The sequence below is a fragment of the Azotobacter chroococcum genome (assembly GCF_002220155.1).
GTDB lineage: Bacteria > Pseudomonadota > Gammaproteobacteria > Pseudomonadales > Pseudomonadaceae > Azotobacter > Azotobacter chroococcum.
The window spans coordinates 1,923,072-1,945,416 of sequence record NZ_CP011835.1; the positions used below are offsets into that span (position 1 = coordinate 1,923,072).

18 protein-coding genes and 1 pseudogene are annotated in these 22,345 nt (G+C 66.2%); 8 read left to right on the top strand and 11 right to left on the bottom strand.

Annotated features, from left to right (window positions below; all coding sequences use genetic code 11):
* Positions 1-65 precede the first annotated feature (65 nt).
* Positions 66-317 (bottom strand): hypothetical protein, encoded by a 252-nt coding sequence (locus ACG10_RS23650; protein WP_039804514.1) that lies wholly within the window; start codon positions 315-317, stop codon positions 66-68.
* A 34-nt stretch (positions 318-351) separates the two neighbouring features.
* Here ACG10_RS23650 and rraA point away from each other — a divergent pair, with 34 nt between their 5' ends.
* The 5 genes from rraA (at position 352) to ACG10_RS08950 (ending at position 3,943) form a co-directional block, all read left to right on the top strand.
* Positions 352-840 (top strand): ribonuclease E activity regulator RraA, encoded by a 489-nt coding sequence (rraA, locus tag ACG10_RS08930; RefSeq protein ID WP_039804513.1) that lies wholly within the window; start codon positions 352-354, stop codon positions 838-840.
* Positions 841-1,039: 199 nt separating this feature from the next.
* Positions 1,040-1,285 (top strand): hypothetical protein, encoded by a 246-nt coding sequence (locus tag ACG10_RS08935; RefSeq protein ID WP_039804510.1) that lies wholly within the window; start codon positions 1,040-1,042, stop codon positions 1,283-1,285.
* A gap of 1 nt (position 1,286) precedes the next feature.
* Positions 1,287-2,111, top strand: coding sequence for a mechanosensitive ion channel family protein (locus ACG10_RS08940; protein ID WP_089167952.1), 825 nt, complete (start codon positions 1,287-1,289; stop codon positions 2,109-2,111).
* 86 nt (positions 2,112-2,197) lie between these two features.
* Complete coding sequence (gene sigX / locus ACG10_RS08945; protein ID WP_039807849.1) at positions 2,198-2,788, top strand: RNA polymerase sigma factor SigX; 591 nt, start codon at positions 2,198-2,200, stop codon at positions 2,786-2,788.
* Positions 2,789-2,887: 99 nt separating this feature from the next.
* Complete coding sequence (locus ACG10_RS08950; protein ID WP_039804506.1) at positions 2,888-3,943, top strand: OmpA family protein; 1,056 nt, start codon at positions 2,888-2,890, stop codon at positions 3,941-3,943.
* A gap of 137 nt (positions 3,944-4,080) precedes the next feature.
* On the opposite strand, the gene cobA is transcribed toward ACG10_RS08950, so the two are convergent.
* The 6 genes and pseudogenes from cobA to ACG10_RS08980 form a co-directional block, all read right to left on the bottom strand.
* Complete coding sequence (gene cobA, locus ACG10_RS08955) at positions 4,081-4,818, bottom strand: uroporphyrinogen-III C-methyltransferase (RefSeq protein ID WP_089167953.1); 738 nt, start codon at positions 4,816-4,818, stop codon at positions 4,081-4,083.
* A gap of 152 nt (positions 4,819-4,970) precedes the next feature.
* Positions 4,971-7,682, bottom strand: a complete 2,712-nt coding sequence (locus ACG10_RS08960) for a nitrate reductase (protein ID WP_089167954.1) — start codon at positions 7,680-7,682, stop codon at positions 4,971-4,973.
* A 110-nt stretch (positions 7,683-7,792) separates the two neighbouring features.
* Positions 7,793-8,119, bottom strand: coding sequence for a nitrite reductase small subunit NirD (nirD, locus tag ACG10_RS08965; protein ID WP_089167955.1), 327 nt, complete (start codon positions 8,117-8,119; stop codon positions 7,793-7,795).
* Positions 8,120-8,218: 99 nt separating this feature from the next.
* Positions 8,219-10,669, bottom strand: a complete 2,451-nt coding sequence (nirB, locus tag ACG10_RS08970; RefSeq protein WP_089167956.1) for a nitrite reductase large subunit NirB — start codon at positions 10,667-10,669, stop codon at positions 8,219-8,221.
* A gap of 271 nt (positions 10,670-10,940) precedes the next feature.
* Positions 10,941-12,613: pseudogene (locus ACG10_RS08975) on the bottom strand (protein kinase domain-containing protein).
* Between the two features lie 96 nt (positions 12,614-12,709).
* The gene (locus ACG10_RS08980) at positions 12,710-13,921 is read right to left on the bottom strand and encodes an MFS transporter (protein WP_039804489.1); all 1,212 of its coding nucleotides are present in this window, start codon (positions 13,919-13,921) and stop codon (positions 12,710-12,712) included.
* Between the two features lie 554 nt (positions 13,922-14,475).
* Between ACG10_RS08980 and ACG10_RS08985 the strand changes: the two genes are divergently transcribed.
* Together ACG10_RS08985 and ACG10_RS08990 are read left to right on the top strand one after the other, a co-directional pair.
* Positions 14,476-16,149, top strand: a complete 1,674-nt coding sequence (locus ACG10_RS08985) for a sulfatase-like hydrolase/transferase (protein WP_039804488.1) — start codon at positions 14,476-14,478, stop codon at positions 16,147-16,149.
* 201 nt (positions 16,150-16,350) lie between these two features.
* On the top strand, positions 16,351-17,277 hold the full coding sequence (locus ACG10_RS08990) for a 1-phosphofructokinase family hexose kinase (RefSeq protein ID WP_039804487.1): 927 nt from the start codon (positions 16,351-16,353) through the stop codon (positions 17,275-17,277).
* Positions 17,278-17,286: 9 nt separating this feature from the next.
* On the opposite strand, the gene ACG10_RS08995 is transcribed toward ACG10_RS08990, so the two are convergent.
* Complete coding sequence (locus tag ACG10_RS08995) at positions 17,287-18,603, bottom strand: leucine-rich repeat-containing protein kinase family protein (RefSeq protein WP_089167957.1); 1,317 nt, start codon at positions 18,601-18,603, stop codon at positions 17,287-17,289.
* 65 nt (positions 18,604-18,668) lie between these two features.
* Positions 18,669-19,910 carry an alanine transaminase gene (gene alaC / locus ACG10_RS09000; RefSeq protein ID WP_198319039.1) on the bottom strand — a complete coding sequence of 414 codons (1,242 nt, stop codon included), beginning with the start codon at positions 19,908-19,910 and terminating at the stop codon, positions 18,669-18,671.
* Positions 19,911-20,127: 217 nt separating this feature from the next.
* Here alaC and ACG10_RS09005 point away from each other — a divergent pair, with 217 nt between their 5' ends.
* Positions 20,128-20,427 (top strand): hypothetical protein, encoded by a 300-nt coding sequence (locus ACG10_RS09005; RefSeq protein WP_089167959.1) that lies wholly within the window; start codon positions 20,128-20,130, stop codon positions 20,425-20,427.
* 28 nt (positions 20,428-20,455) lie between these two features.
* Here ACG10_RS09005 and ACG10_RS09010 read toward each other — a convergent pair whose 3' ends face one another.
* Both ACG10_RS09010 and ACG10_RS09015 read right to left on the bottom strand, forming a co-directional pair.
* Positions 20,456-21,034 (bottom strand): ANTAR domain-containing response regulator, encoded by a 579-nt coding sequence (locus ACG10_RS09010; protein ID WP_039804482.1) that lies wholly within the window; start codon positions 21,032-21,034, stop codon positions 20,456-20,458.
* Positions 21,016-22,266 carry a CmpA/NrtA family ABC transporter substrate-binding protein gene (locus ACG10_RS09015; RefSeq protein WP_089167960.1) on the bottom strand — a complete coding sequence of 417 codons (1,251 nt, stop codon included), beginning with the start codon at positions 22,264-22,266 and terminating at the stop codon, positions 21,016-21,018. The genes ACG10_RS09010 and ACG10_RS09015 overlap by 19 nt, the downstream gene beginning before the upstream one ends.
* Positions 22,267-22,345 lie beyond the last annotated feature (79 nt).

Consider the following 22,345-nt stretch of genomic DNA (forward strand, 5'->3'; position numbering starts at 1 on the left):
TGGAAGCGCCATGTTTGTCGCCCTCGAGCGGTTGCTGCATCTGCATAGGGATATCGGCGAACCTTTTACTGTTGATCGTCGACAATAATCCTGTGCTGCTGGAAAACCGATGCCCATATCAGGGGGCGGAACTGCAGGATGAAAACCAGAGCGGCTGAATGTTGCGTTGTCGTCGGCACGGCATCGAGTTCGATCTGTCCAGCGGTCGGGCGCTGAATGGAAACTGCCCGGGATTGACCTTGTTCAGGCTCTGCCATGATGGAGATCGCATCGGTATCGATCTCCGGGCTTTCCGGCAACGGCCAGGAGGCGCTCATCTATCCTGTTGTAATTTTCCAGAGGAGTTTTGCTATGCAATATGTCACCCCCGATCTGTGCGACGCCTATCCCGAACTGGTACAGGTGGTCGAGCCGATGTTCAACAACTTCGGTGGTCGTGATTCCTTCGGCGGCGAAATCGTCACCATCAAGTGCTTCGAGGACAACTCGCTGGTCAAGGACCAGGTCGATGCCGATGGCAAGGGCAAGGTGCTCGTGGTGGATGGTGGCGGTTCGCTGCGTCGCGCCCTGCTGGGCGACATGCTTGCTGAAAAGGCCGCTCGCAACGGCTGGGAAGGACTGGTCGTCTACGGTTGCATCCGCGATGTGGACGTGATTGCCCAGACCGACCTCGGCGTCCAGGCCCTGGCTACCCATCCCATGAAAACCGACAAGCGCGGCATCGGCGACCTGAACGTTCCGGTGACCTTCGGTGGCGTCACCTTCCGGCCGGGCGAGTACCTGTATGCCGACAACAACGGCATCATCATCTCCCCCGAGCCTCTGAAAATGCCCGAGTAATCGCTGTCCCGAGCCTGCCGCAACCCCTTGGCCGGATTAGGTCCAACCCTGCGCAAGGGGGCAGGCAGGCCGCTCGTTTTCCTCGCGGCTGATTGTCCATGAGCGGCTCGGCGATGTGGATCGTTCGACGTTTGGTTGGGCTCGAATGTGACCTGCTGGCAAGCGACCTCGTCTAGGCGTTACATCCAGAGAGGTGCGCATGCACGATCCATTCGAAGAGTCCTTACGCGACCTGCTCCAGTCTTCGGCGCTCACCCATGATGACAATGCAGCATTGGGGCGTGTCCTGAAAACGGCCAACCGCCAGGCAGGCGCGGGCGATCTGTTCGCCCTCCTGGGGCATTGGTTCGAGGCGCTGATGATCGGGCTGAACAACGGATCGCCTCATATCATGCCTGTCTCTCGTCGTGGCACTCTCGATTCTTCCGCAGACAAGGCTGACTGAAATGGAACTCGACCCCTGGACTCAAAGCCTGGTTGTTGTAATGAAAGCGCTTTGGACTAAGGTAGCCAGCTTCATTCCCAATCTGTTCGTTGCTCTGATCGTGGTGCTGCTCGGCTTCGTCGTGGCCAAGCTGCTCGATACGCTGCTGTCCAAGTTGCTGGCAAAGGTGGGGCTGGATCGTCTTATGTCGGGTACCGGACTGACCCGGCTGCTGGTCCGGATCGGCATTCAGGTGCCGGTTTCGACCCTGATCGGCAGAATCGTCTATTGGTTCGTGCTCCTCGTATTCATGGTTTCGGCTGCCGAATCCCTCGGTCTGGCGCGAGTTTCCGCGACCCTGGACGTGCTGGCGCTCTATCTGCCCAAGGTCTTCGGCGCGGCGCTGATTCTGCTGGCCGGACTGCTGCTGGCGCAGTTGGTCAATGGCCTGGTGCGTGGCGCAGCAGAAGGCGTCGGGCTCGACTATGCCAACGGGCTCGGGCGCGTCGTGCAGGGGCTGGTGATCATCATCAGCATTTCCGTGGCGATCGGTCAGCTGGAGATCAAGACCGATCTGCTCAATACAGTCGTGGCCATCGTGCTGATCTCCGTGGGCGTGGCGGTTGCCCTGGCATTGGGCCTGGGCAGCCGCGAAATTGCCGGTCAGATCATTGCCGGCATCTATGTCCGCGAGCTTTACCGGGTAGGGCAGGCGGTCCGGATCGGTGACCTCGAGGGGCAGATCGAGGAGATCGGCACGGTCAAGACGATACTGCTGACCACCCAGGGCGAACTGGTTTCGCTGGCCAACCGCTCTCTGCTGGATGAACGGGTTAGCAGTCGTTAGGGCGAAGATCTGCTAATCTATGTCGCCAATTTGAACCAGAGGTCTGGGCTTTGGCGGCCGCGACCCGACTGCCAGCCTTTCTTGTCTTGAACACAGACCACCCACTTTCTTCGCGATACGATCCCAGGGAGCTGTCCGACGAGGAGCTGGTTGAGCGTGCACATGCCGAGCTTTTCCACATTACCCGGGCCTACGCGGAGTTGATGCAGCGCTATCAGCGCACACTGTTCAATGTCTGTGCCAGATATTTGGGTAACGAGCGGGACGCTGATGATGTCTGTCAGGAGGTCATGCTCAAGGTTCTCTACGGTTTGAAGCATTTCGAAGGCAAGTCGAAATTCAAGACTTGGCTTTATAGCATCACCTACAACGAATGTATTACCCAATACCGGAAAGAGCGAAGAAAACGACGCCTGATGGATGCCCTGAGTCTCGATCCACTGGAAGAGGCTTCGGAAGAAAAGGCGCCGAAACTGGAAGAGCGGGGCGGCCTTGACCGCTGGTTGGTACACGTCAATCCTATTGACCGAGAGATCCTGGTGCTTCGTTTTGTCGCAGAGCTGGAGTTCCAGGAAATTGCCGACATCATGCATATGGGCCTGAGTGCCACTAAAATGCGTTACAAGCGGGCTCTAGACCGGTTGCGGGAAAAATTCTCGGGGCTTGCTGAACCTTAGCTTGACAGCTAGCCTCTTAGCGAATAGCGATCTCAGTCCTCTAATTGAAAGCAAATCGAGATTGTCTTTACCGTCAAACACCACGATGGGGAAATACGGATGAAACTGAAAAACACCTTGGGCGTCTTTATTGGCTCAGTGGTCGCCGCATCTTCGTTCAGCGTGCTGGCTCAGGGCCAGGGCGCGGTTGAGGTGGAGGCTTTTGCCAAGCATTATTTCAGCGATGAAAGTTCTCGCGACTTCGAAAACGATGAGGCCGAGCTGTATGGCGCATCGATTGGCTACTTTCTGACCGATGATGTGGAGTTGGCCCTGTCGCATGGCGTTTACAGGGACGTGACCACCGAGGAGACGATAGGCGATGGTGGCCACAAGGATATCAAGGGCGAGCTGACCTCCCTTGATGCCATCTACCACTTCGGCGAGCCGGCCGCTGGCCTGCGCCCCTATGTATCCGGTGGTTTCGCCCATCAGAGCATTGGTCAGGCCCGCGGTGGGCGTAACCAGAGCACCTACGCCAACCTCGGTGCCGGTGTGAAGTGGTATTTGACCGACATGCTTTATGCCCGTGCCGGTGTGGACGGTATGTACAACTTCGACGACGACCAGGCCGAATGGCAGGCCGGCGTGGGTATCGGCCTGAACTTCGGCGGCAGTGCAGGCAAGAAAGAGCCGGCTCCGGAACCGGTAGCCGAAGTCTGCGCCGACGTCGACAACGATGGCGTCTGCGATAACGTCGACCGCTGCCCGGACACCCCCGCCAACACCACCGTCGATGCCGAGGGTTGCACCGCTGTCGCCGAAGTGGTTCGCGTCGAGCTGGACGTCAAGTTCGACTTCGACAAGGCGAAAGTCAAGGAAGAAAGCTACGCCGATATCAAGAACCTGGCTGACTTCATGAACCAGTACCCGCAGACCAGCACCACCGTGGAAGGTCACACCGACTCCGTCGGTACGGACGCCTACAACCAGAAGCTGTCCGAACGTCGCGCCAACGCAGTGCGTGATGTGCTGGTCAACGAGTACGGTGTGGAAGGCAACCGCGTGGACTCCGTCGGTTACGGCGAGTCCCGCCCGGTGGCCGACAACGCTACCGAGTCCGGCCGTGCGATCAACCGTCGCGTGGAAGCGGAAGTGGAAGCCCAAGCCAAGTAATTCCGGCAGGCGCTTCAAGAAAAACCCGGCATTGCCGGGTTTTTCTTTTTCTACGAGATGAAGGGGCCTTGGGCTTCAGGTCTCAAGCGAGCCCCGGAACGGGGGCCGGCAGGCTTCGATCGGGGGACTTGAGGCGTTCAGGCTGTCCGGGCCATGAGTTGTGGCTGGGCGACGGCGGCGACCTCGCCGATCACCAGAATCGCCGGGCTCTTCAGGCGGAAGGCGGCAGCGTCCTGCTGCATGGCGCCGAGGCTGCTGCGGCATTCGCGCTGCTGCGGCAGCGAGGCGTTCTCGATCATCGCCACCGGCATGTCGGTACTCATGCCGCCGCCCAGCAGGCCGTCACGGATGTCGGCCAGTTTGGCCACGCCCATGTAGACCACCAGGGTGGTGCCGCTCTGCGCCAGCGCCGGCCAGTTGAGGCTGCTGTCGTCCTGGGTGTGGGCGGTGACCAGGGTCACGCCACGGGCCACGCCGCGCAGGGTCAGCGGGATGTCGCACTGGGTGGCGCCGGCCAGCCCGGCGGTGATGCCGTTGACGATCTCGGTGGCGATGCCGTGCCCGGCCAGCCAGTCGGCTTCCTCGCTGCCGCGGCCGAAGATGCAAGGGTCGCCGCCCTTCAGGCGCGCCACACACTTGCCCTGGCGGGCGTAGCGCAGCATCAGGCGGTGAATGAAGTCCTGGGGCGTGGAGCGGCAGCCGCCGCGCTTGCCGACGCTGATCACCCGGGCCTGCGGGCAGTGCTCGAGCACCGCCGGATTGACCAGATCGTCGATCAGCACCACCTCGGCCTCGCCCAGGGCTCGCACGGCCTTGAGGGTCAGCAGTTCCGGGTCGCCCGGGCCGGCACCGATCAGCCAGACTTTTGCGCTCATCTTCACCACCTCTCGTATCACCTGTGTAGGGTGGGTTAGCCGCTTGCGGCATAACCCGCCAACGATGCCGCCAGGCATCGCGATTGCCGGCCTTGCGGCCGGTCGGTGGGTTACGACCTGCGGTCTAACCCACCCTACGGTTTCATTGCGACTCAGGCCGGGGCCTTCACCGGCTGGGCCAGCAGCCGCTTGATTTCCGGTACGCAGGAGCCGCAGCTGGTGCCGCACTTGAGTTCCTGCTTGAGGCCGTCGAGGTCGAGGCCGCGGTCGATGCCTTCGCGGATCGCGGTATCGCTGACGTTCATGCAACTGCACACCGTCTTGCCCTTGCAGCCCCCGGCGTTGCCCGGCGGGGTGCTGAGCGGAGCGAGCAGCCAGCGGCGCAGGTCGGCGTCGGCCTTGCCTTCCTCCCACAGCGCCTTCAGCCAGTCGCGCGCGGCGGTTTCGCCGGCCAGGCGGATGGCGTGGATGCGCCCATCTTCGATGCGCACGCGCTTGCCGACGGTGCGCCGCGGATCGTCGTAGGCCAGCACCGGGCCCTCGTCGAGACCTAGCAGGGCGTCGATCTGCGCCAGCAGTGTGGCATCGGGGGCCGCGGCGCTGGCGGCCTTGACCAGCAGGGCCGGGCGCTCGCGGCCGGTGAGGGTCAGGCTGGCATAGGCGAATTCCTCCAGCAGCGGGCGCAGCTTGGCGAAGCGCTGCTGCACGTCGCCCTCGACCAGGGCGAACAGTTGCCAGGGCAGCTCGACCTTCTCCACCTCGACCCCGGCGTGCTTGAGTTCCGGCTGCTTGGACAGCGGGTCGAAAGCCGGCAGGGTCAGCACGTTGGTGCCCAGGCCCTTGAGGAAGCGGTCGCCCCAGTGCATCGGCAGGAAGGCCTGGCCGGGGCGCACGGCCTCGTCGGCCTGCACCGGCACGATCAGGCTGCCGCGGCGGCTGCGCAGCTTGACCAGATCGCCGCTGACCAGGCGCCGGCGGCGCAGTTCGTCCGGGTGCAGGCTGAGCGCGGCCTCCTCTACGTGGCCGAACAGCTGGGCGACGGTGCCGGTGCGGCTCATGCCGTGCCACTGATCGCGCAGGCGGCCGGTGTTGAGGGTCAGCGGATAGCGCGCTTCGCGTTTTTCCTGCGGCGCGCGGAACGGATCGGCCTGGAAGCGGGCGTTGCCGCTGGCGGTGGGGAATACCCCGTCGGCATACAGGCGCGGCGTGCCGCGGCTGGCACCGGCCGGGAATGGCCACTGCTGCGGGCCGAGGTCGTCGATCAGTGCATGGCTCAAGCCGCTCAGGTCCAGATCGCGGCCGGCGGTGAGCTGCTTGTATTCCTCGAACAGCGCGGCCGGGCTGGCGAAGTCGAACAGGCTTGGCTCCCCTGGGCGCAGGTGGCGTTCCAGGCGGCGGGCGAAGTCGCAGGTGATCGCCCAGTCGGCGCGCGCCTCGCCCGGCGCCGGCACGGCACGGCGCACATGGCTGACGCGCCGCTCGGAATTGGTGACGCTGCCTTCCTTCTCGCCCCAGCCGGCGGCGGGCAGCAGCAGGTCGGCGTAGCGACAGGTCTCGGTGGTGGCGTAGGCCTCCTGCACCACCACGAAGGGGCAGGTGGAGAGGGCTTCGTGGATCTTCTGCTGATCGGGCATCGACTGTGCCGGGTTGGTGCAGGCGATCCACAGCGCCTTGACCTTGCCGACCCTTACGGCCTCGAACAGCTCGATGGCGGTCAGGCCGGTAGTCTCCGGCAGGCTGTCGACGCCCCAGTAGCCGGCGACTTCGGCGCGGTGTTCGGCATTGCCGGCCTCGCGATGGCCGGGCAGCAGGTTGGCCAGGCTGCCGGTTTCGCGACCACCCATGGCGTTGGGCTGGCCGGTGAGGGAGAAGGGGCCGGCACCGGGCTTGCCGATCTGCCCAGTGGCCAGGTGCAGGTTGATCAGCGCGCTGTTCTTGGCGCTGCCGCTGCTGGACTGGTTGAGCCCCATGCACCACAGCGACAGGAAAGATGGCGCCTTGCCGATCAGCTCGGCGCAGACCTGCAGACTGTCGACGGAGATGCCGCAGATATCGGCCACCGTCGCCGGGCTGTAGTCGCGCACCAGCTTCTTCAGTTCATCGAAGCCTTCGGTGTGGGCGTCGATCCAGGCGCGGTCGATCCAGCCTTCCCAGAGCAGGAGGTGCAGGATGCCGTGGAACAGTGCCACGTCGGTGCCCGGCAGGATCGCCAGGTGCAGGTCGGCCAGCTCGCAGGTGTCGGTGCGCCGCGGATCGACCACGATGATCTTCATCTCCGGGCGGCTGGCCTTGGCCGCTTCCAGGCGGCGGAACAGCACCGGGTGGGCGTAGGCCATGTTGCTGCCGGCGATCAGCAGGCAGTCGCTCTGCTCGATGTCCTCGTAGGAGCAGGGCGGAGCGTCGGCGCCCAGGCTGCGCTTGTAGCCGACCACCGCCGAGGACATGCACAGCCGCGAGTTGCTGTCGATGTTGTTGGTGCCGACCAGGGCGCGGGCCAACTTGTTGAAGGCGTAGTAGTCCTCGGTCAGCAGCTGGCCGGAGATGTAGAAGGCCACGCTGTCCGGGCCGTGCTCGCGGATGGTCTCGGCGAATACCACGGCGGCATGATCCAGCGCGCTGTCCCAGTCGGTGCGCGCCCGGGCCAGGCCCTTGCCCAGGCGCAGCTCCGGATGGAGCGCGCGGGCGGCGAGGTCGCCGGTCAGGTGCAGGGTCGAGCCCTTGCTGCACAGCCGGCCGTAGTTGGCCGGGTGCTGCGGGTCGCCCTGCACGCCGCTGATGCGCTCGCCGTCGTGCTCGATCAGCACGCCGCAGCCGACGCCGCAATAGCAGCAGGTGGAGGCGGTGGTCTGGGTCGGCCGGGTCATGGCTGTCGCTCCGTGTCGTTCGGGGTCGTAGGCTGGACAATGCTGTGCTTGTCCAGCGGTTCAAGGGTGTCGTCGGTGGAAAAGCCTGCGGCGTTTTCCACCCTACGGGGTCAGGCGCAGTCTTTCAGGGACTTCAGGGCCAGCAGCACGCGGCCGCCCTCGATCTTGACCGGGTACTTGTGGGTGCAGCCCACGTCCGGCTCCAGGGCTTCGCCGCTCGCCAGGTCGATCTGCCAGTTGTGCAGCGGGCAGGCGACGCGCTTGCCGTAGATCAGCCCCTGGGACAGCGGCCCGCCCTTGTGCGGGCAGCGGTCGTCGAGGGCGAACACCTCGTCGCCTGCGGTGCGGAAGATGGCGATGTCGCCCTTGGGCCCGGCGACGATGCGTGCGCCGAGCACGTTGATCTCTTCCAAGGCGCAGATATCCAGCCAGTTCATCGGTATTCCTCGCTCAATTCGTTGGAGGTTGGCTGCAGGAGCGGATTCGGCTCGACCCACATCGTGGGTGAGTCCGCTCCTGCAAAGGGGCAGTGGTCGTCAGGCGGTTTCCACTTCCCTGACCGGGATGCGCTCGAATTCCTTCTTCAGCGCCGGCGTCTCGATCTGCTGCTGCCAGGGGTCCTGCTCGAAGGACAGGGCGAACAGCAGGCGCTGGTGCAGTTCCTTGCGCCGGGCCTCGTCCTCCAGCACCACCTGCTTGATGTGCTCCAGGCCGACGCGGTGCATGTAGTGCACAGTGCGCTCCAGGTAGAAGGCCTCCTCGCGGTAGAGCTGGAGGAAGGCCAGGCTGTATTCCATGACCTCCTCGGCGCTCCTGACCTTGACGAAGAACTCGCCGGCCTCGGTCTTGATGCCGCCGTTGCCGCCGATGTACAGCTCCCAGCCCGAATCCACGCCGATGATGCCGACGTCCTTGATGCCCGATTCGGCACAGTTGCGCGGGCAGCCGGAGACCGCCAGCTTGACCTTGTGCGGCGACCACATGCCGAACAGGGCGTGCTCCAGGTCGATGCCCATCTGCGTCGAGTTCTGGGTGCCGAAGCGGCAGAATTCGCTGCCGACGCAGGTCTTCACGGTGCGAATGGACTTGCCGTAGGCGTGGCCGGACGGCATGTCCAGGTCCTTCCACACGCCCGGCAGGTCTTCCTTCTTCACGCCGAGCAGGTCGATGCGCTGGCCGCCGGTGACCTTGACCATGGGGATCTGGTACTTGTCGGCCACGTCGGCGATGCGCCGCAGCTCGGAGGGGTTGGTCACGCCGCCCCACATGCGCGGCACCACCGAGTAGGTGCCGTCCTTCTGGATGTTGGCGTGGGCGCGCTCGTTGATCAGGCGCGACTGCGGATCGTCCTTGGCCTCGCCCGGCCAGGTGGAGATCAGGTAGTAGTTCAGTGCCGGGCGGCAGGTGGCGCAGCCATCGGGGGTGCGCCATTCCATGGCCTGCATGGCCTGGCTCAGGCTGGTCAGGTGCTGCGCGCGGATCGCCTGGCGCACCTGGCCGTGGTTGAGGTCGGTGCAGCCGCACACCGGCTTCTCGCTCTTGGGCTTGACGTCCGCGGCGCCGCCGACGGTGTTGATCAGGATCTGCTCGACCAGCCCGGCGCAGGAGCCGCAGGAGCTGGCCGCCTTGGTGTGTTTCTTCACCTCGTCCACGGAAAGCAGGCCGTTTTCCCGGATCGCCTTGACGATGGAGCCCTTGCACACGCCGTTGCAGCCGCAGACCTCCATCTCGTCGCTCATCGCCATGGCCTTGTCCTGGCCCTGGTGGCCGGCATCGCCGAGGGCGTTCTCGCCGAACATCAGGAGGTCGCGGATCTCGGCGACGTTGTGGCTCTCGCGGATCTGCCGGAAGTACCAGCCGCCGTCGGCGGTGTCGCCGTACAGGCAGGCGCCGACCAGCACGTCGTCCTTGACCACCAGCTTCTTGTAGACGCCGCCGATGGGGTCGGAGAGGGTGATGGTCTCGGTGCCTTCCGTGCCCATGAAGTCGCCGGCGGAGAACAGGTCGATGCCGGTGACTTTGAGCTTGGTGGAGGTCACCGAGCCCTCGTAGCGGGCGTTGCCGAGCCGGGCCAGGTGGTCGGCGCAGACCCGGGCCTGCTCGAACAGCGGTGCCACCAGACCGTAGGCGATGCCACGGTGGTTGGCGCATTCGCCGACGGCGTAGATGGCCGGGTCGGAGGTCTGCAGGCAGTCGTCGACCTGGATGCCGCGGTTGCAGGCCAGGCCCGCACGCTCGGCCAGCTCGGCGTTGGGACGGATGCCGGCGGCCATCACCACCAGATCGGCGGGGATCTCCTCGTCGTCGCTGAAGCGCGCGGTGGCAACCCGGCCCTCGCCGTCGTCGAGCAGGGCGGCGGTGTTGGTGTTGAGGCGGAACTGGATGCCGCGCGCCTCCAGGGCGCTCTGCAGCAGCTTGCCGGCGGTCTTGTCGAGCTGGCGCTCGAGCAGCCAGTCGCCGAGGTGCACCACGGTCACCTCCATGCCGCGCAGCTTGAGACCGTTGGCCGCTTCCAGGCCGAGCAGGCCGCCGCCGATCACCAGCGCGTGGCGGTGGGTCCTGGCGGTTTCCATCATCATCTCGGTGTCGGCGATGTCGCGGTAGCCGATCACGCCCTGCAGATCCTTGCCGGGGATCGGCAGGATGAAGGGGCTGGAGCCGGTGGCGACGAGCAGGCGGTCGTACTCGGCCACGCTGCCATCCTCGGCGATCACCCGGCGATTCTCGCGGTCGATGTCGACCACCTTGCAGCCGATGCGCAGGTCGATGTCGTTGTCCCGGTACCAGTCCAGATCGTTGAGGATGATCTCCTCGAAGGTCTGTTCGCCGGCCAGCACCGGAGAGAGCAGGATGCGGTTGTAGTTCGGGTGCGGTTCGGCGCCGAACACCGTGATCTCGTAGAGGTCCGGGGCGAGCTTGAGCAGTTCTTCCAGGGTGCGTACCCCGGCCATGCCGTTGCCGATCATCACCAGCTTGAGTTTTTCCATCGCTCTTCTCCGTTACGGAAAGCGAAAAACAAAAAAGGCGTCCCGCCGGTTACCCAGCGAGGACGCCTTTGTCCATTCCCGTTCTGTCGGGAAACACCACCCTCCACGTTGAAGGCAGTGTTTATGTGATCTGTCGGATTTTTTAATGCAGGGGCTGTGCCAACTCCGTGAGTGGCTGGTTTGAAAGGGATTTTCCGAGTGTGTGACTGGGTTGATCAGTCCTTCTGTGCGTTATTCTGGTGCTGGTTGCTCTGTTTTGGTGCGCTAAGGGTCAGCGGGTGGCGACCAGCACGGCGAACAGCACCAGGTTGAGCAGCAGGGAAAGCAGGGCGATACCGCGCCAGACCTTCAGCGGTTCGCGCTCCAGCCAGGGGCGGGGACGCAGCTCCTGGGGCCGGCGTTCGGCCTGCTCCAGTTCGAGCAGCCACTCCTCGGCGGTTTCGAAGCGTTGCCGGGGATCGGCGACCAGCGCCCGGCGCAGGTTTTCGTCGAGCCAGGCGGGCAGGTCCGGGCGGTAGCGGCTGGCTGGCGTCGGCGTGCCGAAGCGCGGATGCTGGAAGGCCTCGATCTCGCCATAGGGATAGTGGCCGGTGAGCAGGACATAGAGGGTGACGCCGGCGGCGTAGAGGTCCTGGCCAACGTCGGGTGCGGCGCCGGCGAAGGCTTCCGGGGCGATGTAGCTGGGCGTGCCGGGCAGGCTGTGGGCCTCGTCGCGGGACAGGCCCGGACAGTAGGCCAGGCCGAAATCGAGCAGGCGCAGCTCGCCGTCCTCGTCCCACAGCAGGTTTTCCGGCTTGATGTCGCGGTGCAGGATGTTGCGCCGGTGCAGCATGCCGAGGGCGCGCAGCAGGCGAGGGGCGAGGTCCAGCCACTGGGCCAGCGTCAGCGGGCCGTGCGCCTGCAGGTGTTCGGCCAGGGTGCGGCCGGGATATTCGCGCTGCACGTAATAGAGATGCTGGCGTTGCGGCAACGGCGCGACCTCGGGGAAATAGCGGCCCGCCACCCGGCGCAGGAACCATTCCTCCAGCAGCAGGGCCTGGCCGGCCTCGGCCTCGCTGTGCCGGGCGGGCGGCAGGGTCTTCAGCAGCCAGCGATGATCCTGGCCATCGCGCACCCGATAGACCAGGGACTGGCGCGACTCGGCCAGCAGGCCGTCGATCCGCCAGCCCTCGAACAGCTGGCCCTCGCGCAGTGCGGGCGGCGGCGGCCAGTGCTGCAGCTGCGCCAGGCTGTCGGCCAGCGAGCCTTCCGGCAGGCGCTCGACGCGCAGCAGCAGGGCGCTGGCGTTGTCCGGGCTGCCGGCCAGGTGGGCGGCGCGCACCAGCGCCTGGGCCGCGGCCGGCAGGTCCGGCTCGTCGGCGAGGATGCGACGGATGCCCGGATCGCCGAGGGTGACCCAGACGCCGTCGCTGACCAGCAGGAAGGCGTCGCCCTCCTGCAGGTCGCCGTCCAGATAGTCGACCAGCAGGTGCTGGTCCAGGCCCATCGCGCGCTTGAGCACGTGGCGCATCTCAGGCTGTTCCCAGACGTGCTCCTCGGTCAGGCGCTCGAGCTGCCCGTCGCGCCAGCGGTAGGCCCGGCAGTCGCCGACATGGGCGAGGGTGAAGCGCCGCCCGCGCAGGACCAGGGCGGTGAGGGTGGTGAGCAGCGGCTGGCCGCCGCCGTTGGCCTGCAGCCAGCGGTTCTGCGCCATCAGCAGGCGGTCCAGCGCCTGCGCCACGGCCCAGGTTTCCGGGGTGGCGTAGTAGTCCATGGCCAGGGCCTGCAGGGTGGCGCGCGCCGCCAGGCCGCCGTCGGCGCACTGGCTGACGCCGTCGGCGAGGGCGAACAGGCAGCCCTTGCTCGCCGCCAGGGCCGCTGCCGGGGTGACCACGCGCAGGGCGTCCTGGTTTTCCGGGCGGGGCCGGCGGCGCTGGCTTCGCCGATGCTGAGTTGCAGGGTCATGCGATCTCCGGGGGCGGTACTGGGCGGCTGGATGTGAAAAAGGCCCCCACGCGGGAGCGTGGGGGCCATCGGTTGGCGAGCGGCACCGCTGTGGGGTCAGACCCGCGCGGCGGTCACCGCGGCGCTGCCCCAGGTGGTGCGCCAGCGCTTCTTCACCCCGTGCAGGCCGATCCAGGCGACCACGCCGAGCGCGGCGAACAGCCACAGGCCGAGCTGGTAGTCGCCGGTGGACTGCTTGATGGCGCCGAGGCCGGCGGTCAGGGCGAAACCGCCAATGCCGCCGGCCATGCCGATCAGGCCGGTCATCACGCCGATCTCCTTGCGAAAGCGCTGCGGCACCAGCTGGAACACCGCGCCGTTGCCGGCGCCCAGGCTGAGCATGGCCACCACGAAGAGGGCCAGCGCGGCGGTCGAGCTGGGCAGGTTGAAGCCGACCACGGCGATGCACAGGGCGGCCAGGGTGTACATCACCAGCAGGGTGCGGATGCCGCCGATGCGGTCGGCCAGGGCGCCGCCGAGCGGGCGCAGCAGGCTGCCGGCGAACACGCAGGCAGCGGTGTAGTAGCCGGCCTTCACCGGGTCGAAGCCGTACTGGTCGTGGAAGTAGCCGGGCAGGGTGCTGGCCAGGCCGAGGAAGCCGCCGAAGGTCACGCTGTAGAACAGCATGAACCACCAGCTGTCACGGTCGGCGAGGGCCTTGAGGTAGTCGGAGACGGCCTTGGGTTGCGGGCGTTCCGGGGCGTTCCTGGCACAGGTGGCGAAGATGACCAGGGTCAGCACCAGCGGGATCAGCGCCAGGCCGAACACGTTGTTCCAGCCGAAGGCTGCAGCCAGGCCGGGGGCGAAGAGGGCGGCGAGCACGGTGCCGGAGTTGCCGGCGCCGGCGATGCCCATGGCCTTGCCCTGGTGCTGCGGCGGGTACCACTGCGAGGCCAGCGGCAGGGCCACGGCGAAGGAGGCGCCGGCAACGCCGAGGAACAGGCCGAGCAGCAGCGCCTGCTCGTAGCTGTGGATGCCCATGGTCCAGGCCACCGCCAGGGCGGCGATGACGATCGCCTGGCCGAGGATGCCGGCGCTCTTCGGCGAAGTGCGGTCGGCCAGCAGGCCCATCAGGAAGCGCAGCACGGCGCCGGAAAGGATCGGCGTGGCGACCATCATGGCGCGCTGCTGGGTGGTCAGCCCGAGGTCGGTGGCGATCTGCACGCCCAGCGGACCGAGCACGTACCAGACCATGAAGCTCAGGTCGAAATAGAGGAATGCGGCGAACAGCGTGGGGGTGTGGCCAGCCTTCCAGAAACTCGTATTCATCGAACACCTCATCGGTGGCAAGAAAACTCCGGTGGGTCGGCAGGCGATGCGCGTGCCTGGACCGGAGCCACAACAGGTTGAAAAGGGCGGGCCACGAGGGCCACCGTTCACCGCCCCGGACGCTGGGGCCGAAACGCAAAAGGCGCCACACCACGACTCGCCGGAGCGAGGGTGATGCGACGCCTTTGTCGTTCAACAGGCAACCGCCGTTGGCTGCCCTGTACAAAATACTTAGCAATACCTATGCCGAAATTGAAGCGGCCATTTACGGGGCTCCCGGGGTCTTTGCCAGGCGATCCTGAGCTAAAACGAGGCGGGTGATCGTTGTTTGCACACGGATGGGGCATGGCTGCACATGGCTCCGAGCTATCCGCCGCGCGCGGGAAGTGAAGCGGGCCTCGTCCCTGGCGCCGGTTGCCGCGCACGGCTCGTCCAGGCTCGCCGCGGCTTGTGCATGGCAAGCGCGCTGCTAGTGTTACAAATGGTTTACTTGAGCTTAGGCACCTCTATCCAAGATGTCGGCGCCGCGGCTGCAGCATCGTGGAGAGGACGCCATGGCAATTTACTTGAAGGAACTGCTGCTCGGCCTGTATCTGCTGAGTCACTCGGACTATTACCTCGAGCGTTTGGCCGCGCTGGGATTCGGTGTGCCGCTGCTGCTGTTTGCCGGCGTGTTCGCCGTACTGCTGGTGGCCCTGTGGCTGGTCGCCCATGTCCGCCTGGCGGCCGTCCGCTATCTGTTCGCCCTGCTGTTTTTCGCCAGTACGTTGTTCTTCGACGTCTATAACCGGGTCACTGCCGATTACCTGACCTACAGCACCTTCGTCTCGCTGATCTACTCCGGCGGTTTCATCGACGAAGCCTTCTATCAGTACCGGGAGAGCATCCTCCGCTCCAGTGTCGGAGCCCTGCTGTTGCTGTTCGGCATCGCGCTCGCGCCGCGGCGGCGCCTGCCGCTGCCGGAGTATGCACTGGTGGCGGCGCCGCTCTGCGGCGTGCTGCTGCTGACGACGATTCTGTTCGCGCGCAGCGGCGAGGGCGCCCGCGGCCTGCCGGCGATGTACACGCCGCTGACCTACCTGAACCTGTTCGCCTACGAGGCGGCGAGCAGCACCGTGGGGCCGCGGGAGACGGTGAGCCTGCCGCGCCATGCCCAGGCCGTCGGCCACGACATCGTGCTGATCGTCGACGAAAGCGTGTCCGGCAACTACCTGGACATCAACGCCGAACATGGCGTGCGCAGCAACCTCAGGCAGTCTCCTCCTGGCGCGACCGTCTACAACTACGGTTATGCCGCCGCCATTGCCAACTGCAGCGCCGATACCAACGTCACCCTGCGTTACGGTGGTACGCGCAGCGACTACCTGCGCATCAATTCGACCATGCCCTCGATCTGGCAATACGCCAGAAAGGCCGGGTTGCGCACGGTCTACATCGATGCACAGCGCGTCGGTGGTCGCCTGCAGAACCTGATGACCAGGAGCGAGCGGCGGGAGATCGACGAGTTCGTCCAGTTCGATCACATGCCGGTGCGCGACCGCGATATGGCCGCAGCGCAGAAGCTCATCGAGCTGCTTGGCAACGACACGGCGGAGCTGGTCTACATCAACAAGATTGGTGCGCACTTCCCGGTGCACGACAAGTACCCGGACGACTTCATGCACTATCGTCCGGCATTGCCACGGGGTCAGTACGCCGATATTTCGGACACCGGCGAGCGCGACGGCTTTGACGGGCAGGCCGACGACTGGGGGCGTTACCGCAACGCCTACAAAAATACCCTGCTGTGGAACGTCGGCGAGTTTTTTGCCCGCATCTTCGCCCAGGCCAGGCTCGACAACGCGGTGCTGATCTACACCTCCGACCATGGCCAGGACCTGCACGAGCGCGGCAACCCCGGGCTCGACACCCACTGCGGTGGCGATCCGGTGGTGGAGGAAGGCCTGGTGCCGCTGGTCGTGATCCAGGGTGGCGGCCTGCGTGACCTCGACTGGCAGCGCGAGCTGGCGGGCAACAAGGACCGCTCCAGCCACTACAACATCTTCCCCACGCTGCTGCAGCTGATGGGCTACGAGCTGACGGCGCTGCAGGCGGTCTATGGCAAGCCGCTGAGCCAGCACACCGAGGACGAGTTCACCTTCAACACCCGCTTCAATGCGCGTCTGGGGGAAAAGCCGAACTGGAAACGCATCGACCTGAAGGAGGTGGTGACGCCTGTGCTGCAGTGAGGCGCGCTGTTGGCCATCCGCGGTGCGGGGCGAGTCGGGCTATCGCGCATTTCGTCGCCCGCCAGCCGCTGAACGCGAACGCCGGACCTGTTTGCAGCTCAGTGGGGCGGACAGTCTGGCGTCCGCCATATTCCGTATTGCCACCCCGACCCCAAAGCTCTGGTTAAATATTCGCTCTGCCACATCCTGCTGGAGCGTTTCATGCCGCGCATCGCCACCCTGACCCTCAATCCCGCGATGGATGTCTCCACCGGCATCGCGCGCCTGGCGCCGACCAGCAAGTTGCGCTGCTCTCTGCCACGCTACGAGCCGGGAGGCGGCGGCATCAATGTGGCGCGGGTGATCCGGAACCTCGGCGGCGACAGCCTGGCGGTCTATCCGGCCGGTGGTCCGTTCGGCGCGATGCTGCAGCGCGCGCTGGAAGAGCTTGGCCTGCCCGCGCTGCGGGTGCCGATCGCCGGCGATACCCGGGAAAGCTTCACCGTGGACGAGGGCGATACCGGCCTGCAGTACCGCTTCGTCCTGCCCGGCCCGACCTTGACGCCGGACGAGCGGCAGGCTTGCCTGGAGGCCATCGCCGCGCTCGCCCCGGCGCCGTCCTGGCTGGTCGTCAGCGGCAGCTTTCCGACCGGCGTGGCGCTGGACTTCCATGACCAGATCGCGGCCCTGGCGCAACGGATCGGCGCGAAGCTGGTGCTCGATTACTCGGGAGAGGCCTTGCGTCATGCGGTGGAGCTGGGCGGCATCCATCTGCTGAAGCCGAGCCTGCACGAACTGTCCACGCTCACGGGCTGGGCACTGGAGAGCGAGGCCGATCAGGAGGCGGCAGTGCGTGCGCTGGTCGAGCGAGATGCCGTCGAGATCGTCGTCCTCTCGCTTGGCGCCGAAGGCGCGCTGCTGGCGAGCCGGGAGGGGGTGGAGCGCTTCCGCGCCTTCGACGTGCCGCTGCGCAGTGCGGTGGGAGCCGGCGACAGCGTGGTCGGCGCCACGGTGCTCGCCCTGAGCCGGGGCTGGAGCCTGCATGATGCGGTGCGCTATGGGATGGCCGCGGCCGCCGCGAGCCTGATGCGCCCGGGCACCGGACTGTGCCTGGCAGAGGACGTGGAGCGGCTGTTCCGCCAGGCCTGAGCCCGGTTCTCAGAGGGCGGCGAGACTGGCGCTCAGGGCGGCGAAGTCCGGTCGCTGGTCGATCTGCGCGGTCATGCACTGCTCCTGCAGATGGCGCAGGCGCTGCTGGCGCTTGGGCTGGTCATCCGGTTGACAATGCTCCAGCAGTTCCTCCAGCAGGCAGCCGAAGGCACGCGCCTCGATGCGCTGCAGGGCTTGGCCGGGGGCGCTGCCCGGATCGAAGAACGAGGCGGCGCCGAAGTCGCCGAGCAGGCAGTCGCCATTGCCGTTCACCAGGAGATTGTGGGCGTACAGGTCGCCATGCAGGATGCCGCGTCCATGCAGATGCGCCACCGCCGCAGCCACGCCGCGGACGATGCGCAGCGCCTCGTCGAAGGTGAAGCGCCGCTCCGGCGCGTAGCAGTCGCGGGTGCAGCTGACCAGCGACGGTGGCCCGGCGAGCGCGCGGAAGGCCGGGTCGATCAGCTCCAGCAGCAGGCCCGGTGGCGCTCCCGGTTGTTCGGCCAGCGGTCCGGCCACGCGGATCAGGTTGGCCTGCTCGCCGGCGGCGAGGCAGGCGGCCATTTCGCTGTGCGGCAGGCCGTCGCTGGTCACGTTGCCCTTGAACAACTTGGCCGCCATGGCTTGCGCCGGCTGCCCGGGGCGCTGCCAGTCGGCGCGGTGAATGATGCCGGAGGCCCCCTGGCCGAGGATCTCTCCAAGCTCGATGCTGCTGCGCGGAATCGGCGGCAGCGGATGCTGGCGCAGAATCTCCGCCTCGCTGGCGTCGCTGAAGGGATTGCCGGCGAAGGCCAGCCAGGACAGTCGCGGCAGCTCCGCCAGCCAGCCGGGCAGGGTTTCGAGGCGGTTGGCGGCGATGCGCAGCAGTTCCAGCCGGCTCAGCCCGGCCAGATGCCGCGGCAGCGACTGCAACTGGTTGCCGGCCAGCATCAGCTTCTGCAACCGGCTGCAGTCACCCAGCTCGGCGGGCAGGCGTTCCAGACGGTTGTCGGTCAGGATCAGCCAGCGCAACCGTGGCGGCAGGGCGGCGGCGGGCAGATGACGGATGCGGTTGGCCTTGAAGCCGACCATTTCCAGCTGCGGGCAGTCGCCGAGCACCTCCGGCAGCGTGGTGAACGGATTGTCCGAACAGAACAGGATGCGCAGCTTGCGCAGGCGCGGCAGGTCCGCCGGCAGGCTGGCCAGGCGATTGCCCGAGAGGTTGAGGATCTCCAGGCTGTCGGCCAGGGCGAAGATTTCCTCGGGAAATTCGTGCAGTTCGGCAGAGAGATCCAGACGCGTGCTGCCGGCCAGTCCGCCGCGGCGCAGTTGTTCGAGGGTAGACATAGGGGGAAGGTTTTCTGGGAGATTGCGGAGAGGTTGCCCCGTCGCGGGGACGGGGCAGCTCGGGCTCAGTGGCTGGCGTCGGCCTTGCGCGCCTTTTCCGGCACGCCCTCGAGCAGGCCGTCGGCGCGGAACATGGCCTTGATGCCACGGATCGCCTGGCGAGTACGGTCGAGGTTCTCGATCAGGGCGAAGCGCACATGGTCATCGCCGTAATCGCCGAAGCCCAGCCCCGGCGAGACGCAGACCTTGGCCTCGGCCAGCAGCTTCTTGGCGAACTCCAGCGAGCCGAGATGGGCGTAGGGCGCGGGGATCTTCGCCCAGATGTACATGGAAGCCTTGGGCTTATCCACCATCCAGCCGATCTCGTGCAGGCCCTTGACCAGCAGGTTGCGCCGCTCGCGGTACTGCTCGGCGATGTCGCGCACGCACTGCTGGTCGCCTTCCAGCGCGGCGATGGCGGCCACCTGCAGCGGGGTGAAGGTGCCGTAGTCGTGGTAGCTCTTGATCCGCGCCAGGGCGCCGACCAGCTCCTGGTTGCCGACCATGAAGCCGATGCGCCAGCCGGCCATGTTGTAGCTCTTCGACAGGGTGAAGAACTCCACGGCGATGTCCTTGGCGCCCGGCACCTGCATGATCGAGGGAGCCTTCCAGCCGTCGTAGACGATGTCGGCGTAGGCCAGGTCGTGCACCACGAGGATGTCGTACTGCTTGGCCAGGGCCACCACGCGCTCGAAGAAGTCCAGCTCCACGCACTGCGCGGTGGGGTTGGAGGGAAAGCCCAGGATCATCATCTTCGGCTTGGGAATCGTCTCGCGGATCGCCCGTTCCAGTTCGGCGAAGAAATCCATGCCGGGCACCAGCGGCACCGAGCGCACCTGGGCGCCGGCGATCACCGCGCCGTAGATGTGGATCGGGTAGCTGGGGTTGGGCACCAGCACGCTGTCGCCATGGTCGAGGGTGGCCAGCATCAGGTGCGCCAGGCCTTCCTTGGAGCCGATGGTGACGATGGCCTCGCTGTCCGGGTCGATCTCGACGGCGTAGCGATCCTGGTACCAGTGCGAGATGGCGCGGCGCAGGCGCGGAATGCCGCGGGAGGTGGAATAGCCGTGAGTGTCCTCGCGGCGGGCGACCTGCACCAGTTTCTCGACGATGTGCGGCGGGGTGGCGCCGTCGGGGTTGCCCATGCTGAAGTCGATGATGTCCTCGCCGCGGCGGCGGGCGGCCATCTTCAGTTCGGCGGTGATGTTGAAGACGTAGGGGGGGAGACGATCGATGCGCGCAAAGCGGCGCTTGCCGTGTTCGGCCATGATTTCCTCGAAAGACGTAGGCGCCCGGAACCGTCCGAGCGACGTTGGCCAGTGCGCTGGCCTGCCTGCCGAACATACGCGTGTGGTTGGGGGGCTGGCAAGTCAGACCTTGGGATGGGGAAATAACGGGCGCGACTGGCGGCTCGATGCACTCAAGGCTGGGTTTCGGCACGGACGTTTTGGTAGATTCCCCCGCATTCTCAACAGGGGTGAAATCATGAAACCAGTCAGCATCAGGTCGACCACGCAACGCTCGTCCGGCAGCGAATTTCTCGAAACCCGCTTCGGCGACAAGGTGCTCGGCGTCACGGTCACCATGAAGCCGGACCGGCTGGTGGCCGAGCAGATGATGCCCGAAGGCGACGAGGTACAGGTGGCGGTGCTGCAGAATCCGTTCGGGGTGACCCGCCAGCTGACCAACCTGCTGAGCGGGGCGAAGTCCGGCGACTCGCTGGTGATCGTCTGCGCCGGCGATAAGATCTACCGGGCGGCGCTGAAGTTTCTCGGCCTGGCCTGAGGCGCGAGAGCGAGGGGCCGGGGTCCCCTCAGCTGCCGAGCATGTCGTGCATGGCGATGACCTGTTCGGCGACCTGGATCAGCTTCTGCTGGCGGCTCATCGCCTGGCGGCGCATCAGGGTGTAGGCCTCCTCCTCGCTGCAGTTCTTCATCTTCATCAGCAGGCCCTTGGCCAGCTCGACGCGCTTGCGCTCGGCCAGCTGTGCCTCGCGGGCCTGCAACTGGGCGCGCAGGGCCTGGTCGCTCTCGAAGCGGGCCATGGCCACGTCGAGGATCGGCTGCAGGCGCTGGGTCTGGATGCCTTCGACGATGTAGGCGCTGACCCCGGCCTGGATGGCCTGGCGCATCACCTTCGGATCGTGCTCGTCGGTGAACATGACGATCGGCCGCGGCTGGTCGCGGCTGACCAGCACCACCTGCTCCATCACGTCGCGGCCGGGCGATTCGGTATCGATGAGGATCACGTCGGGGCGCACGGCCTCGACCCGCGCCGGCAGGTCGATGGTCAGGCCGGACTCGTCGATGACCTCGAAGCCGGCCTCGACCAGGGCGCTTCTCAGGCGGCCGACCTTCTTCGCTGTGTCGTTGATCAGGAGGATGCGCAGCATGGGGATGTTCCTTGGTCGTCGGCCGAGGAGGTCGCCTCGTTCAGGGCGTGCAGATCAAAGCTGCGGGCGTAGGCCGCAGGATCGGAGCCGTCCCAGTGCCTGCCATCCAGCAGGGTGGCGCTGCGCATGGGCGAGGCGGGTTGCGGGATGCCGAGAGCGCTGGCGGCGTCGCGGTACAGCGCGAGCTGCTGCACCTGGCTGGCGATGGCGAGGTAATCCGGATCTTCGCGCAACAGCCCCCAGCGGCGGAACTGGGTCATGAACCAGAGGCCGTCGGAGAGATAGGGCAGGTTGACCGCGCCGTCGCCATGAAAGCGCAGGGCATGGCCGTCCCGCCAGGCGTGGCCGTTGCCGTCCTCATAGTTGCCGAGAAAGTGCGGCTCGATCACCTGGCGTGGCGCGGCCACATACGCGTCGGCGCTGATCAACTGCGCGGTACTGATCTTGTTCTCTTCGCTGGCATCGATGAAGCGGCTAGCCTCCAGCACGGCCATGACCAGGGCGCGGGCGGTGTTGGGATACTGCTCGACGAAGGCGCGGGTGCAGCCGAGGACCTTCTCGGGGTGGTCCGGCCAGATCGACTGGCTGGTGGCGACGGTGAAGCCCATGCCTTGGTCGATGGCGTGGGCGCCCCAGGGCTCGCCGGCGCAGAAGCCGTCGATGCGCCCGGCGCGCAGGTGTTCGACCATCTGCGGCGGCGGCACCACCAGGGTGTTCACGTCCCGGAGCGGATGGATGCCCAGGCTGGCGAGCCAGTAGTAGAGCCAGAGGGCATGGGTTCCGGTGGGGAAGGTCTGGGCCAGGGTGAGCTTTGCACTGCTGCGGTGCACATGTTGGGCCAGTGTCTCGCCACTGCACACTCCGGCCTGCTGGAGCGGTGTCGACAGGTTGATGCTCTGACCGTTCTGGTTGAGGCCCATCAGCACCGCCATGTCGGTCGCCGCTGCGCCGCCGATGCCGAGCTGCATGCTGTAGACCAGTCCATACAGCCCCTGGGCGGCGTCCAGTTCGCCGCTGATCAGCTTGTCGCGCAGGCCCGACCAGGACACCTGGCGCTTGAGGTTGAGGCTCAGTCCGTAAGGTTCGGCGAAGCCCTGGGTGGCGGCGACGATCAGCGACGCGGAGTCGGTGAGCGGCATGAAGCCCAGATTGATCGAACTCTTCTCGGGGGCGTCGCTGCCCGCGACCCAGGCCTGGGCATCTGTTCTGGGGGGGGCTTGGTGGTCTGTCATGGTGTCTTCCGGCGCTGAACGAAAAGGCGTCGCCCGGCGGCTGCCTGGGGCAGGGCCGAAAGCGACGCCATTGTCGGTG

What these genes read in the sequence shown, in the direction of transcription:
- ACG10_RS23650 (WP_039804514.1), bottom strand. Translation starts at nt 317, where the DNA reads ATGAGCGCCTCCTGGCCGTTGCCGGAAAGCCCGGAGATCGATACCGAT.
- rraA (WP_039804513.1), top strand. Translation starts at nt 352, where the DNA reads ATGCAATATGTCACCCCCGATCTGTGCGACGCCTATCCCGAACTGGTA.
- ACG10_RS08935 (WP_039804510.1), top strand. Translation starts at nt 1,040, where the DNA reads ATGCACGATCCATTCGAAGAGTCCTTACGCGACCTGCTCCAGTCTTCG.
- ACG10_RS08940 (WP_089167952.1), top strand. Translation starts at nt 1,287, where the DNA reads ATGGAACTCGACCCCTGGACTCAAAGCCTGGTTGTTGTAATGAAAGCG.
- ACG10_RS08950 (WP_039804506.1), top strand. Translation starts at nt 2,888, where the DNA reads ATGAAACTGAAAAACACCTTGGGCGTCTTTATTGGCTCAGTGGTCGCC.
- cobA (WP_089167953.1), bottom strand. Translation starts at nt 4,818, where the DNA reads ATGAGCGCAAAAGTCTGGCTGATCGGTGCCGGCCCGGGCGACCCGGAA.
- ACG10_RS08960 (WP_089167954.1), bottom strand. Translation starts at nt 7,682, where the DNA reads ATGACCCGGCCGACCCAGACCACCGCCTCCACCTGCTGCTATTGCGGC.
- nirD (WP_089167955.1), bottom strand. Translation starts at nt 8,119, where the DNA reads ATGAACTGGCTGGATATCTGCGCCTTGGAAGAGATCAACGTGCTCGGC.
- nirB (WP_089167956.1), bottom strand. Translation starts at nt 10,669, where the DNA reads ATGGAAAAACTCAAGCTGGTGATGATCGGCAACGGCATGGCCGGGGTA.
- ACG10_RS08980 (WP_039804489.1), bottom strand. Translation starts at nt 13,921, where the DNA reads ATGAATACGAGTTTCTGGAAGGCTGGCCACACCCCCACGCTGTTCGCC.
- ACG10_RS08985 (WP_039804488.1), top strand. Translation starts at nt 14,476, where the DNA reads ATGGCAATTTACTTGAAGGAACTGCTGCTCGGCCTGTATCTGCTGAGT.
- ACG10_RS08990 (WP_039804487.1), top strand. Translation starts at nt 16,351, where the DNA reads ATGCCGCGCATCGCCACCCTGACCCTCAATCCCGCGATGGATGTCTCC.
- ACG10_RS08995 (WP_089167957.1), bottom strand. Translation starts at nt 18,603, where the DNA reads ATGTCTACCCTCGAACAACTGCGCCGCGGCGGACTGGCCGGCAGCACG.
- alaC (WP_198319039.1), bottom strand. Translation starts at nt 19,910, where the DNA reads ATGGCCGAACACGGCAAGCGCCGCTTTGCGCGCATCGATCGTCTCCCC.
- ACG10_RS09005 (WP_089167959.1), top strand. Translation starts at nt 20,128, where the DNA reads ATGAAACCAGTCAGCATCAGGTCGACCACGCAACGCTCGTCCGGCAGC.
- ACG10_RS09010 (WP_039804482.1), bottom strand. Translation starts at nt 21,034, where the DNA reads ATGCTGCGCATCCTCCTGATCAACGACACAGCGAAGAAGGTCGGCCGC.
- ACG10_RS09015 (WP_089167960.1), bottom strand. Translation starts at nt 22,266, where the DNA reads ATGACAGACCACCAAGCCCCCCCCAGAACAGATGCCCAGGCCTGGGTC.